Below are 12,970 nucleotides of genomic sequence, written 5' to 3'. Positions count from 1 at the left end.
CAGCACGGATCATCGTTGGCGCTGAACTCGGTTCGCGGGTCAGGATGTCCGCATGACAGAGAAAGCCCGGATCGCCCTGGTCGGCGACCGTTCGGACGGCGTCCGCTCCCACGTCCGGATCCCGACGCTCTTCGCGCGTCTCGCCGAGCGTGACGGTCTCGAACTCGACGCCTACTGGCTCCCGACCGACGCCGTCGGCGACATCACCGGTTTCGACGGCGTCTGGCTGGTGCCCGGCAGCCCCTACCGGTCCGAAGCCGGCGCGGTGGAGACCGTGCGCGTCGCCCGCGAGAACGGTGTCCCGTTCCTCGGCACCTGCGCCGGTTTCCAGCACGCGCTGCTGGAATTCGCGCGGAACGTCTGCGGCCTCGGCGGGATCGGGCACGCGGAGAACGAGCCGGAGTCGGCCGAGCGGCTGATCGTCCCGCTGGCTTGTTCGCTCGTCGGGCACGAGGGCGCCGTCCACGTCACGCCCGGCACCCGCGCGGCACGGATCCTCGGGGCGGACCGATCCGTCGAGCGGTACCACTGTTCGTACGGCCTCGACGCCCGGCATCTGGACACCTTGGCGGCGAACGGCGTGGTCTTCAGTGGATTCGACGACGACGGCGACGCGCGGATCGCGGAACTGCCGGAGCATCCGTTCTTCGTGGCGTCGCTGTTCCAGCCGGAACTCGCCGGCGACGGAACCCGGCCGCATCCGCTCGTCGAGGCCTTCGCCCGCGCCGCCGTGGAGCACGCGAAACTGTCCGTCCACAGTGGACTTTGACGATCGTCGTGGTCCGGATGGACGCTGACACTGCGGAAGTGATCGACTACCGTGAGCCAAGGGGAGGGGCTCATGGCGAAGGGGGATTCCGCTCGGAGCACCGCGTTCAAGGCCGCTTTCGCGGTCGGCGAGTTCCGTGCGTTGTGGGCGGCCGAGGCGCTTTCGCAGGCCGGTGACCAGCTGGCAAGAGTGGCACTGTCGGTGCTGGTCTGGGAAAGAACGGCGTCGGCTGGGCTGACCGGGCTCACCTACGGCCTGACGTACCTGCCGACGCTGATCGGCGGCACCCTGTTCGCCGGTTTGGCGGACCGGTATCCGCGCCGGACGGTGATGATCGTCTGCGACCTGCTGCGCGCGGTGATCGCGGCGCTGATGGCCGTACCGGGAACGCCGCTCGTGGTGCTGGCGGGACTGCTGGTGGTCCTGACGATGGCGGGCGGCCCGTTCCGGGCGGCGCAGCTCGCGCTGCTTCCGGACGTCCTCGAAGGCGACCGGTACATCGCCGGGCTCGCGGTCCGCACGATCACCATCCAAACGGCACAGCTCGCCGGATTCGGCGGTGGCGGGCTGGTGATCGGGTTCGTGACGCCCTACTGGGGCCTGGTGATCGACGCGGTGACCTTTGTGGTCTCGGCACTGCTGGTGTCCACAGGGGTTCGCCGCCGGAGGCCCGTCGCCGCGGAATCTTCGGTGAAAAGCCGGGTGGCACGGGCTTTCAGTGGTGAAGGCGCCAGAGAACTGTGGCAGGGCAAGGGAATCCGGGTGCTCTTCGGGCTGAAGATGCTCGCCGGGTTCGCCATCGCGCCGGAAGGGCTCGCGGCGCCGCTCGCCGTCGGTCTCGGGGCGGGGACTTTCGCGGTCGGGCTCATTCTCGCGGCGGATCCGGTCGGTTCGGTAATCGGATCGTGGATCTTCACGAAATGGGTTCCGGCGCGACGGAAAACGCGAATGGTCGGCATTCTCGCCATCGCATCCGTCGTTCCTTTGGTCTTTCTCTTCTTTCGTCCGCCGCTGCCGGTCTGCCTGGTGTTGATCGGGCTCAGCGGGGCCTTCGCGGCGCCGTACCACCTGCAGGCGGTCGCGTTGATGGCCCGCGCGGTGCCCGATGGGGTCCGGGCACAGGTGATGGGCCTGACCTCGACGAGTTTGGTGACGGTGCAAGGAATCGGGATCATGCTCGCGGGCGGTCTCGCCCAGCTGACCGGTCCGTTCGTGGCCGTCGGGGTGGCCGCGACGGTGGCCGTGGCCTCGGCGGGACCGATGGCGATGGCCTGGAAACGCGCCATCGCCACCGGCCCCGATGTCTGGCTCCCGGCCGGGAGCCGGACCGGATGAATTGACGGGATCAGTCCTCGCGACCGTTCATGATGGTCCTCCCTCCCACTGCTCCATCTGTGTGTTCCGGAATTGACTCGAGCCACCCTCAGTACTACCTCGGATACATTGAAATGTGTACGGAAGGGGGCCGGTGACGATGATTATGGGGGATGTTGAACTCGCCGGAGAAGGGACCGGTACACGTCTGAGAGCCTGGGTCCGACACTGGGAGTTATGGTCCGGACCACGCGGTGTTCCCGCGGTTTTCCTTGTGGTGGAAGGACTTGCAGCGGCAGTCGCGGTAGTCGCCCTGCTCCGATCGAACTACGAGACTACGGAATTCGTCCGATTCGGATCACTGCTCGGCCTCGCCGTCCTGCAGGCCGAGCTTTCGCGTTCGGTGGAACGGTTACGGCGCACGCTTTGTGACCGGCCGCATATCAACATGACTTCGGTGTGGACGTTCGCGGGGGTGCTCGTCCTGCCGCAGGGGCTCGCGCTGGCCCTCGGGCTGCTCATCTACCTGCATCTTTGGCTCCGGGTGTGGCGGGGGATGAGCCACCGCCCGGCGTATCGCGTGGTGTACTGCGCGGCGGCGATCGTGATCTCCTGCCTGGCTTCGGGAGCCATCGTCTCCGGATGGAACGGGTTGCCCGTCGGGTTCGCCGGCTCGCTGAAGATCGTCGAGGCGGCGGCCGTGTTCACCGTGGTCAACGCCTTCGTCGTGGCGCTCTCGGTGTACCTGCACACCGGGGCGAGGGCCCCGCGTGCGCTGTTCGGCACCGGCGACGACAACCTGCTCGAGATCACCACGCTGGTGCTCGGGACCTCGACCGCGCTGGGCATCGTGCACGCGCCCGCGCTCGTCCCGTTCGTCCTGCTGCCGGTGCTGGTGCTGCACCGCAGTGTGCTGGTGCGGCAGCTGGAGATCGCGGCGAACATCGACGGCAAGACCGGTGTCCTGAACGCGCACGCGTGGCACGCGCTGGGCGAGCGGGAGCTCACGTCGGCGGCCAGGGCGAAGAGCAAACTCGGTGTGCTGATGCTCGACCTCGACCATTTCAAGCAGGTCAACGACGTCTACGGGCATCTCGCCGGCGACGTCGTGCTCAAGGCCGTCGCGAAGACTATCTCCGAGCACGTACGCGACTACGACTCCGTCGGCCGCTTCGGTGGGGAGGAGTTCGTGGTGCTGCTTCCCGGTGCGACGGAGACCGACGTGCTCCCCGTGGCCGAGCGCGTGCGGCGAGCGGTGATGGCGCTCGAAGTCGAGGTCGCGACCGCTTCGGGGCCGGGTGTCGTGCGGGGGCTTTCGGTGTCGATCGGCGCCGCGGTCTACCCGTCCGGCGGGACCGTGCTGGAACGGCTGCTGCACGTCGCCGACTCCGCGCTCTACCAGGCGAAGAACAGCGGGCGGAACCGCGTCGTCGCCCTCGCCGCCGCCTGACGACCCGCATTTCGTCCTCTGGATGCGGTAGTTGCACACGCAAGGACCGCATCCAGAGGACGAAACGCGACGGGGTCAGTCGACGTCCATCGCGTTCGGGTCCTTCTTGCCGTAATCCAGGTCGCCCCAGCCGCCTTCGCCGGTCTGGTACTTCGCCCGGTCGGCCGCGCTCGGCTCCGGGTAGTTGTCGTGGATCCGGTCGACTTCCTGCTCGTAGGTCTCGCGGTTCTGCCGCTTCATCTCCTCGGGCCAGTCCCCGTCCCGGATGGTGTCCCGGGTCATGTGCAGTTCCTTGACGTCGTGACTGGACAGCGGCGGTGTGGTCGCGGTCGTACCGGGACCGGTCGAGTAGGTGAGGCCCTTGCCGCTGGCGTGCGCGTCGTCGATCATCTTGTGGTACGAGTCGTCCGCGATCTTGCCGTCGAGGGTGCCGTCGGTGTTCTTGAACCCGTCCCGGAACGCGTAGTCGAGCTGGTTGAGCTGGATCGCGGTGTTCGCGTCGCCGCCTTCCATCGCGTTGCGCTCGGAGTCGCGGTACTCCTGACTGTTCTTGAAGCCGCTCGGCTTCGCCGAACCTTCGGTCAGGTCCTGGTCGCCCTTGTTACCGGTACCGATATGCGACGCGTGCGCGGGTTTGGCCTCCTGATACGCCCAAGCGTGGTTCTCCAGGTCCTTTTGCTCGTGACTCGAACCCCGTGCGCCGCCACTGCCACGGCCGATCGCCTCGTACGGGACCGGGTGCTCGGACTCGTGGGAATCTCCGGAGACCTTCTCCCGGCCGTCGGCCTTGAGCTCGTTGTCGTACTTCGCCGTGAGCCGGTTCTGCTCACGCTTCTTCGCGCCGTGCGTGCCGTCGAGGTAGCTCTGTGGCGGGCGCCGCGGCTTCTTCGGACCCGGCGTCGGTTTCGGCTTGGTGACCCGGTTGCCCGACGATTTCGTCTTGCCGCCGCCCCCGCGGGTCCCCTTGCCGCAGGTGCCCGTCTTCGGTTTCGTCGGTGCCAGGCCGAGCGGGTCGATCATGTCCGTCGGGTTGCCGACGTAGGCCAGCGAGTCCGACGCCGGTTCGAGGCCGAGCGGGTCGTGCGAGAGGTACCGCCCGGTGGCCGGGTCGTAGTAACGCTTGAAGTTGTAGTGCAGCCCGGTCTCCGGGTCGTGGTACTGGCCGGGGAAGCGCAACGGCGTGTATGCCCGCCCCGGCGGCGAGAGCACCTTGCCCCACAACGAAGTGTGCAGATGCCAGGCGACATCGCCCGACTCGTCGAGCAGTTCGCTCGGTGATCCGACGAGATCGGTGACGATGGCGTGGAACCGGGCGTCCTGCCCGGGGATCCGTTCGATCTGCGTGATCGGCCGTTCCGTGCCCGGCTCCAGGTCCCAGACGACGGCGATGCCGCCGCGGATCTCCTCGGCGAGGTTCGAGCCGTCCCAGGTGAAGTCGATCTGTTCGAGGATCCGGCCCTGGACGTCGAGGTGCTGCTTGGCGATCCGCCGTCCCAGCGCGTCGTAGTGGTAGAGCCAGCGTTCGCCGTCCGGGGTGACCACGCCGGTCAGCCGGTCGTCGGAGTTCCATTGGTACGTCCAGGCGCGGCCGGGTTCGCGGCGCGCGATCGTGCGGCCTTCGGTGTCGTGCAGGTACGACGTCGTCCCGGCGCCGGTCGTCAGGGTGCCCTGGTAGCGCCGCGGTCCGACGGCCGGATCCGCGCCCGGCCAGCCCGCCTGCGTGATCGCGCCCGCGAGGTTGTAGCCGTAACTCTCCCGCCAGCCCTGACCTTGGACGTCGACCACGCGGCCCGCCCGGTCGACCCGCAGCGACCGCGGCCCGGACAGCGAATCCGAGATCGACGAGACGAGTCCGTCCAGCAGATAGCCGTACTCGCGATGCTGCACGACACCCCGGCCGGTGGACACGGTCTGGGAGGTCAGCCGGTCGGCGGCGTCCCAGCCCTGGCGCAGCTCGACCGGCGTGCCTTCGAGCCGCCGGGACACTTCCCGGCCAGCCGAGTCGTACTCGAAACGCAGGGTGCGCCCGGCGGTTCGCAGTGCGACGGGGCGGCTCGCCGCGTCGTAGGCGAAGAAGGACTCGGCGCCCGACGGCGTGCGCCGCGCGACGCGACGGCCGATGGCGTCGTACTCCGAGAGGACGGCCCGGCCGTTGAGCGCTTCCGAGACGATGCGGCCCAGCGCGTCGTAGGCGATGGTGACTTCGGAATGCGCGTTGCGCGCCGAGGTCATCCGGTCGGCGCCGTCGTAGGTGAAAGTCGCGACGTCGTCGCCCGCCCGGCGGCCGACGACGCGGCCAAGCGCGTCGCGTTCGATGGCGACCGTCTGGCCGAGACTGTTGGTGCGCGACACCAGTTGTCCCGTGGCGTCGTAGCCGTAGCGGGTGGTGCGGCCGTTGAAATCGGTCTCGCCCACCAGGTTCCCGGCCGGGTCGTGGTCGTAGCGCCAGACGAGTCCGTGTTCGTTGGTGACCGACACCAGCCGCAGCTCGGTGTCGTACACATAGGACAGTCGATCGCCGTCCGGGCCGATTTCGGCGGTGGGCAGGTCGAACTGCGAGTACTCGGTGCGCACGGCGTGCCCGCGGGCGTCCACGGCTTCGTCGGCCGAACCCGCCGTGGTGCGGTTCCAGCGCCACACCGAACCGTCGGGGTCGATCTGCTCGGCGATCTCACCGAAGCCGTCCCACTTCGTCCGGGTGACGCCGCCGAGCGGGTCGGTGACCGAGGTGGTCTGTCCGAATTCGTCGTAGGTGTACCGCGTCACCGCGCCGAGCGGGTCGGTGACCCCGACCGGCAGGCCCGCCGCGTTCGACTCGATCAGGGTGACGCCGCCGAGCGCGTCGGTCACGACCGCGACGTTGCCCGCGTCGTCGTAGCCGTAGGTGGTGATGGCGCCGGTCGGATCCGTGGCCCGCACGAGCTTTCCCCGCTCGTCGTACTCGCGGCGCCAGACCGCGCCGTCCGGCCCGGTCCTGCTGGTCCAGCGGCCGGGCGCGGAGTACTCGGCGAGCGCGCGGCCGCCGCCCGGCTGCAGCACGGTGACGACGTTCCCGTCGTCGTCCATTTCCCATCGCGTGGTGCGGCCCAAGGCGTCGGTGTGGCTGAGCAGCTTGCCGAAGCGGTCGATTTCGTACCGCGTGGTGTTGCCCAGCGGATCGGTCTCCGCGACGATCCGGTGCAGTTCGTCGAGCTGATACCGGGTGACGTGCCCGAGCGAGTTCGTGACCGAGGTGACCAGGTTCTCCCGGTCGTACTCGATGTCGACGTCGAGGAAGCCGCCGGTGCCCTGCGCCCGCACGACGCGGCCCGCGGAGTCGAAGCCGTATCCGTACCAGCGCCCGTTGACGTCCTCCCAGCGCACGATCCGGCCTTCGGCGTCATAGGTGAACCGCAGGGGCTGCCCGGCGACGTCGGCGATCTCGACCAGGCGGCGCCGCTCGTCGTACCGGTAGCTCCGCAGCGCGGTTTCCGCTCCAGGAAGCCGAAGCGCGGTGATGAGCCCGTCCTTCGACTCGACGAGCAAGCGGTAGCCCGCGGAATGCTCCAGCTCCCGGGGGACGCCGTTGTCGTCGTAGTGCACGGAGATCCGGTGACCGTCGCCGTCCGCGATCGCGCGCAGCGGAAGGGTGTCCCCGGGGCCGGAGAAGAACAGCATCCCGTCCGGAGTGGTCACCGCGTAGCCGCCGTCTACTTTGGACAAGGGGAGCCGCTGCCCGAATTCCGGGAGGACGGGACTGGAAACCGGTACCGGGTAGGAAAGAAGTGTCCCGTCGGCGAGTGCGAGATGCAGGCCGTCGGCCTCGACCTCGATCCGCTGGTCCACAGTGGACGCCCAGGACGCGCCGAAGAACCGGCCGAGACGGTACGACGAGAGGTGCGTCCGCGACACGGTCAGCGGGAGGACGCCGGCGAACACGACGTCGTCCTGCGTCAGCATCATCGAGCCGGTCGCGACGTCGATCGGGTCGCCGCAGCCGCCGCGCTCCTTGGGCGGGACGCGGTCCCCCGGAGTGGTTTCGTTGTCCTTGATCCGGTTGGTGGTCTCGGGCTTCTGGGCGCCGCGGTCCCTGGGTGGCGGAGGCTGCGAGCCGGACGGCGTGGTCGGCCCGTCCGTCGTCTCGTTCTTCGGCGGCGGAGGCGGATCCGATTTCACCGGCGGCGGATCGCTCTTGCCGGGCCCCGCGCCGGACGGTGAAGTACCACCGCCGTCGGGGCTGCTCTTGGGTGTCGTGCCCTCGTCCAGCTTGTTCGGCTTCGGCGCGGGCGCGCCCTTGCCCGGCTGGAGCTTCTTCAGCGCCTTCGCCGCGCTGTCGAACAGGTCGTCCGCTCGCTTCAGCAGCGGCATCAGCGCCTGGAGCGCCTTGACGGTCTTCTTCGTCAGGTTCGCGATCTTGCTCGCGGTCTTCGCGACGGCGTTGACCACCTGCGGGACCACCCAGGTCAGCCCGATCCCGAGGGTGAACAGCACCTGGAGCGCCCAGCTGATCAGATGCCCGATCAGCTCGGCGATGATGTCGCGCACCAGCGCGCGGATGGCGGCGACGACCTCACCCGCCGTCTTCACCCCGCTGGAGGCGCCTTCGCAACCCGCCTTCGCCGACTCCAGCAGGGTGACCGTGTCCTTGGCCTGCGCGCGGTACGCGTCGGCCGAAACCCCGGTCCAGCTCTGCAGGTCGGCGGAGACCATCCCGGCCAGATCCGCGCCGACGTCACCGAGTTCGGTCGCGATGTTCATCCAGGTCTCGGCGTTCGCGGCGATCTCGTCGGCGTTGCCGGTGAGCGCGTCGAGCGCCTCCTTGAGCGGGCCGACGTGTTCCATCAGCCAGCCGACACCGTTCGCGAGGATCGCGCCGAAGGGGTCCATCGCCATCGACAGCGCGTCGAGCGCGGTCCCGACCGCGCCCAGCGCCACCGAGGCCCAGTCGCCGCTTTCGATGGCCGACTTCAGTTCGAACGCCGACTCCAGCAACGACGAGCCGGTGTACGCCTTCGTCGAGTCCTTTACCTCGGCGACAAGCGGGTTACCCACGACGACCTTTCTGGTGATTCAAGGGACGAGGAACTCACCAGGGCGAGTTTTCCTCGTCGTCCGGCGCTTCGTGACGCTTGTCGCGAGGCGCGGGCGGCGTGTCGGCGGACGGAGCGGGGGGAGCGGGCGGGTCCGGGGACTCTTCCTCTTCCATCTCGGGGAAGCGGCTGCGCAGGGTGCCGATCATCAGCGCCCTGGTCTCCTGGTCCTCGTCGCCGAGCGATTCCTGCATGACCTCGGCGACCTGGTTCGCGATCCCGGACTGGGCCTGGTGCATGGTCTGGAGGATCTGCCGCGACAGTTCCTCCAGCGGATACGTCCTGGCCTTGTTCCCGAACTCGAGATCCGTCACGCCGCCGTCCGCCCCGACGGTGACCTTCACGGCGCCGTCGGAACTGGACGCGGTCAGCCGCAGCTGTTCCGTCCGTTCTTGCGCGGCCGCGTAACGCTGGGCCTTTTCTTCCAGCCCCGCGGCCCATCGGTCCATTTTCCGCTGGGCCTCGTCGGGGTCGGTCATGAGCTCGCCGAGCTCGTTCCCGCCGGTCACTGCTTTCCTCCGATGTCCAGGGCCTTGAAGTCCGCCTTGAACGGTTCCGCGTTGGTCTTGTCACCGTCTACATAGGACTTGGCCGCGGTGCGGACGTTGTCGGCCGTCGACTGGATGCCTTCCGCGGCCGCCTTGATAGTCTCCGCCGCGCGTTCGCCCGCCGGGTTGACGATCGGCGGCAGGAACGCGCACAGCAGGCCGTACGCGTCCGGAGACATCGCCGAACCGGTCGCGCCGTGCGCGGTGTTCAGCCGGTCGACGAGCCCTTCGAGATGGCTCGCGTGCGCGGTCAGATCGTCCGGATCGACCTCGAACGAAGCCGTCATTTCCAGTCCTTGTTCTTCCAGTCACCGATCACCGGCGGCGCCACGACCTCGTCGGCGGCGAAGAAGGACGGGTCGTCGGACTCGACGTAGTCGGCGACCTTGTGCTCCTTGTCCTCCTGGCCCTGTCCCTTGCCGGCACCGGGGGCCATGCCGCCCATCGGCCCCATGCCGCCGGGCGTACCCGGCTTGCCACCGGAGCCTGCCGCACGGGCCGCGGCCGCCTCGGCGTCCATCGCGCCCGCGCCGAAGGCACCGCCCGTGCCGAGCGAACCCGTCGCCCGGCCGGCACCGCCGAGCCCTCCGGCACCCGCGCCACCGGCGCCGGCACCGCCGCCACCACCACCGAAGCCGCTGGCACCGCCGGTGCCGCCACCGCCGGTGCCGCCGGTGCCGCCACCGCCGGGGATGTTCGGCATGCCGAGCTTGGGCGCGTTGTACGGCGTGCCCTTGTAGGAGTTGCCGTCCGGGAACGAGGGGCCGGTGAGCCGCTCGCCGATCCCGCCGGGACGCGTCACCGGCGGGATGTTCGGCAGGTTCGGCCTCGGACCGCCGGTGGGCCCGTTGGGGACGGGGATGCTGGGCGGCGTGAACGGAAGACCGCTACCGGGCCGGGGGCCGCCGCCCTCCGGGATGGGGATGTTCGGCGGGGTGAACGACGGCGGCGTGACGGACGGCGGGGTGTAGCCCGTGGTGCGCGTGGTGTCGTCGATCTTGGGCAGGTTCGGGAGGTTGGGGCCCGCCGAGGCCGCGGGCTTGTAGGTCTCGCCGCCCGTCGGCCCGTTCGGGACGCCGATGTTGGGCATGACCGGGCTGGAGCCGGGACCGCCACCGCCGGGGAAGCCACCGGGACCACCACCGGGGCCGCCGCCGGGACCGCCACTGCCGGGGAAGCCGCCACCCGGTCCGCCGGTCGGCGAGTTGAACGGCGACACACCGCCGGGGCCACCGGCCCCGCCCTGCGGCGTGCCGTCCATCGAGGCGACGAGGCCGTCCGGGCGAGTACGGTCCGAAACCGCTTCGAAGGGGGTGCCTTCGGGTGACATCCGGTCGCGAAGCGTGCCGGCGGGCGAACCCGCGCCGCCGCCCGCGGGGCTGCCTTGCAACTGCCGGGACGCCTGCGCGGTCGCCAGCTTCGGCGGGGCGGGGAAAGCCGGGGTGGCGATCGCCGAGCCGACCGTGCTGTCGAAGTCGGTCATCACCTTCGCGGCCTGGTCCCGCGCGTCCTGCTGCTTCTTGAAGGTGCTGAGGTCTTTCCCGAGCTGCGCCATGTACACGTACGGGTCGGTGATCTTCTGCAGGTTGGCGTTGGCCTCCTGCACGCTGAACGCCACCGGCGGATTCGCCGCCATCTGCTTCTGCGTCTCATTGAGCGTCTGCGAATGGATCTGCTGCTGCCGCCCGGCCAGCGTCGCGCCGTTCGCGGTCGAGCCGAGCCATTTGCCGACCCCGGCGAGGTGCTCGCGGGCCGCGTCGCCGCCCTCGCCCTCCCAGTTGGCCGTGCTCGCGCTGATCGCCTTCGCCAGGTTGCGCTGATGCGAGGCCAGGTCGTTGCCCGCCCGGATCCACTCTTCGGAGGTCTCGCCCACCGCGGCCGGATCCGCGTTGTCCGCGATCGCGGTCTGCATCTGCTCGTGGGTGGCGTTCGCCCAGACCGTGGACGGCGGCTCGCCGGGCTTGCGGAGGTCCAGGTTCTTGTCGAGACCTTCGCGCGCCTTCTCCAGCTGCGCCTCGTACATCTTCTGCGTGAACTGGTCCTTCACGAGGACGAGCGGCGTCTGCCCCCAGCCGAGGATGTCGAAGAGGGCGTCCGTCCCGGCCGTGGCACCGGCCCGGATCTCGTCGCCGGAGGCGGCCTTGTCCGCCAGCGGCCCGACGTAGTAGTCGGACGAGGAGTCGGCCGTCGGGTCGTAGTGCGGGTCGAGCTGGTCGTAATCGGGCGAGTTCGGGTCGGAGACCTTCGCCGTCTTCTCCTCGGATTCGGTCACGGGTCTCTCCTTCAGATCTCGGTGTCGATCTGCTTCAGGTCGCGCTGGTTCTGGGTGTCGCGTTCCCGGTAGTTCCGCTGGGCGAGTTCGATCGCCTCGATGTAGGTCGGGAACTCGGCGCGAGCGGCCTGGAGCTGGGTGAGCAGACCTTGCGCGTCCGTCGCGGTGCCGTGCATGTGCTCGGACACCCAGCGGGCGGTCGCGGTGGAGCTCATCGGCGGCGACTTCTGCAGCTTGGTCAGCGCGCTCCAGCGCTCTTCGAGGCTGTCGATCACACCCTGGAGTGAACGGATCATCTCCTGGCCGGTGGTCTCGTCGACGGCGAAGCCGCCTTGCACCGCCATGCGCTTCAGCTGCGTGCCCGAGAGCCCGACCTTCATGGGGGCCCACGCCGCCGTCGGCTGCAGTTCTTGTGCTTCCTCGGTCAACGGAGGATCCTCTCGCCGGATTCAGGAAGGTCAGTAGATGTCCGCGATGGCGTCCCGGATCGCGTTCGCCACGCCCGACTGACTCGCCGGGTCGTAGTGACCGATCACGGCGCCGGAGGCTTCGTCGGTCTCGGTCCGGATCAGGTACCGGCCGTCTTCGGTGTCGAGCCAGCTCAACGGTGTCGACCGGAGCCGTTCGCCGCGGCGGCCGATCCCGCTCACGATGATGTACCCGCCGCCGAGGCGGGTCCCGGACAGCACCTTCTCCAGGACCTCGACGTCGCTCTCGTCGTTGCGCGGCGCCGGGGCCTCCGGCCGGGCGCGGACGACGCCGGTGAACTGGAGGTTGCCGAACGCGTCGGTCTCTTCCTCGTCGAACTCGGCTTCGGCCTGGCGGCGCGCGGCCATCGCGGAGACGGCGCGCTCCTCCTTCTGCACGAGTGTGCGGCGGCCGGTCGACGCGGGGCGCATCCGGGGCAGCACCCCGGAGAGGACCTCGACCAGCTCTTCGTCGGAGAAGAGCGCGAACTGCAGGAGGTCTTCGCCGTGGGCCTGCGTGATGCCGAGCGCCTGCCTGCCGTCGGTGAGCGCGAGGACGGCGATGTCCTGGCCGATACCGTCGATACCGTTGATCGAAACGGTGATCCGGTGGTTCCCGAGCAGCGCGAACGCGGTGCGGACGGCCTGGTTCAGCTCGCCGTCGATCGACAGGCGGCGCCGTTCGAGATCGGTGTAGACCTTCCGGACGATCGCGGCGTACCGCTCCGGGTCGATCGAAGTGTTCTGGATGCGCAACGGAAACAAGCGGGCGTCGACGCCAAGCGCCTGCCCGACCACTGTCGCCTCGACCGTCCCCAGCGCGAAATCGGCTCGCTCAGCCATGCTTCTGCGCTACTCCCTCACGGGGTCGGGCCCCGACTTTGTTAATGGCCAAAACAAACTAGCACAGCGCATGAACCTACGAAACCATACGTACACCGGTGAACCCGATGGAATGGATCACCATGCCCGATCGGGCACTTTTCTTGCCCCTAAAGGAATAACGGGCACGGTGATCGGCCTGCTCAGCCGGCCTCCGGGCGGGTACGGGCCCTCCGGGCCGGGGGTGCCGCGAAAGCCA

General features: G+C 69.3%; 9 protein-coding genes. 3 read left to right on the top strand and 6 right to left on the bottom strand.

Annotated elements, in window-relative coordinates; all coding sequences use genetic code 11:
- The first annotated feature begins 52 nt into the window (after positions 1 to 52).
- The 3 genes from ACZ3HL_RS27760 to ACZ3HL_RS27750 all read left to right on the top strand — a co-directional run bounded on the left by ACZ3HL_RS27760 (position 53) and on the right by ACZ3HL_RS27750 (position 3,533).
- Positions 53 to 769 (top strand): CTP synthase C-terminal region-related (seleno)protein, encoded by a 717-nt coding sequence (locus ACZ3HL_RS27760; protein WP_465534618.1) that lies wholly within the window; start codon positions 53 to 55, stop codon positions 767 to 769.
- A gap of 72 nt (positions 770 to 841) precedes the next feature.
- Complete coding sequence (locus ACZ3HL_RS27755; protein WP_465534617.1) at positions 842 to 2,104, top strand: MFS transporter; 1,263 nt, start codon at positions 842 to 844, stop codon at positions 2,102 to 2,104.
- Positions 2,105 to 2,357: 253 nt separating this feature from the next.
- A complete protein-coding gene (locus ACZ3HL_RS27750; RefSeq protein WP_465534616.1) occupies positions 2,358 to 3,533 on the top strand; it encodes a GGDEF domain-containing protein in 1,176 nt (391 codons plus the stop codon).
- A 75-nt stretch (positions 3,534 to 3,608) separates the two neighbouring features.
- Here ACZ3HL_RS27750 and ACZ3HL_RS27745 read toward each other — a convergent pair whose 3' ends face one another.
- From ACZ3HL_RS27745 to ACZ3HL_RS27720, 6 genes are read right to left on the bottom strand one after another with little or no spacing between them, the layout of a single operon-like run.
- Positions 3,609 to 8,564: an RHS repeat-associated core domain-containing protein gene (locus ACZ3HL_RS27745; protein WP_465534615.1), complete on the bottom strand. Its 4,956-nt coding sequence runs from the start codon at positions 8,562 to 8,564 to the stop codon at positions 3,609 to 3,611.
- Between the two features lie 34 nt (positions 8,565 to 8,598).
- The gene (locus ACZ3HL_RS27740) at positions 8,599 to 9,111 is read right to left on the bottom strand and encodes a YbaB/EbfC family nucleoid-associated protein (protein WP_465534614.1); all 513 of its coding nucleotides are present in this window, start codon (positions 9,109 to 9,111) and stop codon (positions 8,599 to 8,601) included.
- Positions 9,108 to 9,437: a type VII secretion target gene (locus tag ACZ3HL_RS27735; protein WP_465414797.1), complete on the bottom strand. Its 330-nt coding sequence runs from the start codon at positions 9,435 to 9,437 to the stop codon at positions 9,108 to 9,110. The genes ACZ3HL_RS27740 and ACZ3HL_RS27735 overlap by 4 nt, the downstream gene beginning before the upstream one ends.
- Positions 9,434 to 11,422 (bottom strand): hypothetical protein, encoded by a 1,989-nt coding sequence (locus ACZ3HL_RS27730; protein WP_465534613.1) that lies wholly within the window; start codon positions 11,420 to 11,422, stop codon positions 9,434 to 9,436. Before ACZ3HL_RS27730 ends, ACZ3HL_RS27735 begins: the two co-directional genes overlap by 4 nt.
- A gap of 11 nt (positions 11,423 to 11,433) precedes the next feature.
- Positions 11,434 to 11,850 carry a hypothetical protein gene (locus tag ACZ3HL_RS27725; RefSeq protein WP_465414801.1) on the bottom strand — a complete coding sequence of 139 codons (417 nt, stop codon included), beginning with the start codon at positions 11,848 to 11,850 and terminating at the stop codon, positions 11,434 to 11,436.
- Between the two features lie 30 nt (positions 11,851 to 11,880).
- Complete coding sequence (locus ACZ3HL_RS27720) at positions 11,881 to 12,732, bottom strand: ESX secretion-associated protein EspG (RefSeq protein ID WP_465534612.1); 852 nt, start codon at positions 12,730 to 12,732, stop codon at positions 11,881 to 11,883.
- Positions 12,733 to 12,970 lie beyond the last annotated feature (238 nt).

Source organism: Amycolatopsis sp. NPDC000009, from assembly GCF_055563465.1.
Note: the sequence above shows the minus strand (reverse complement) of the source record. Positions and strands in the feature narration are given on the sequence as shown.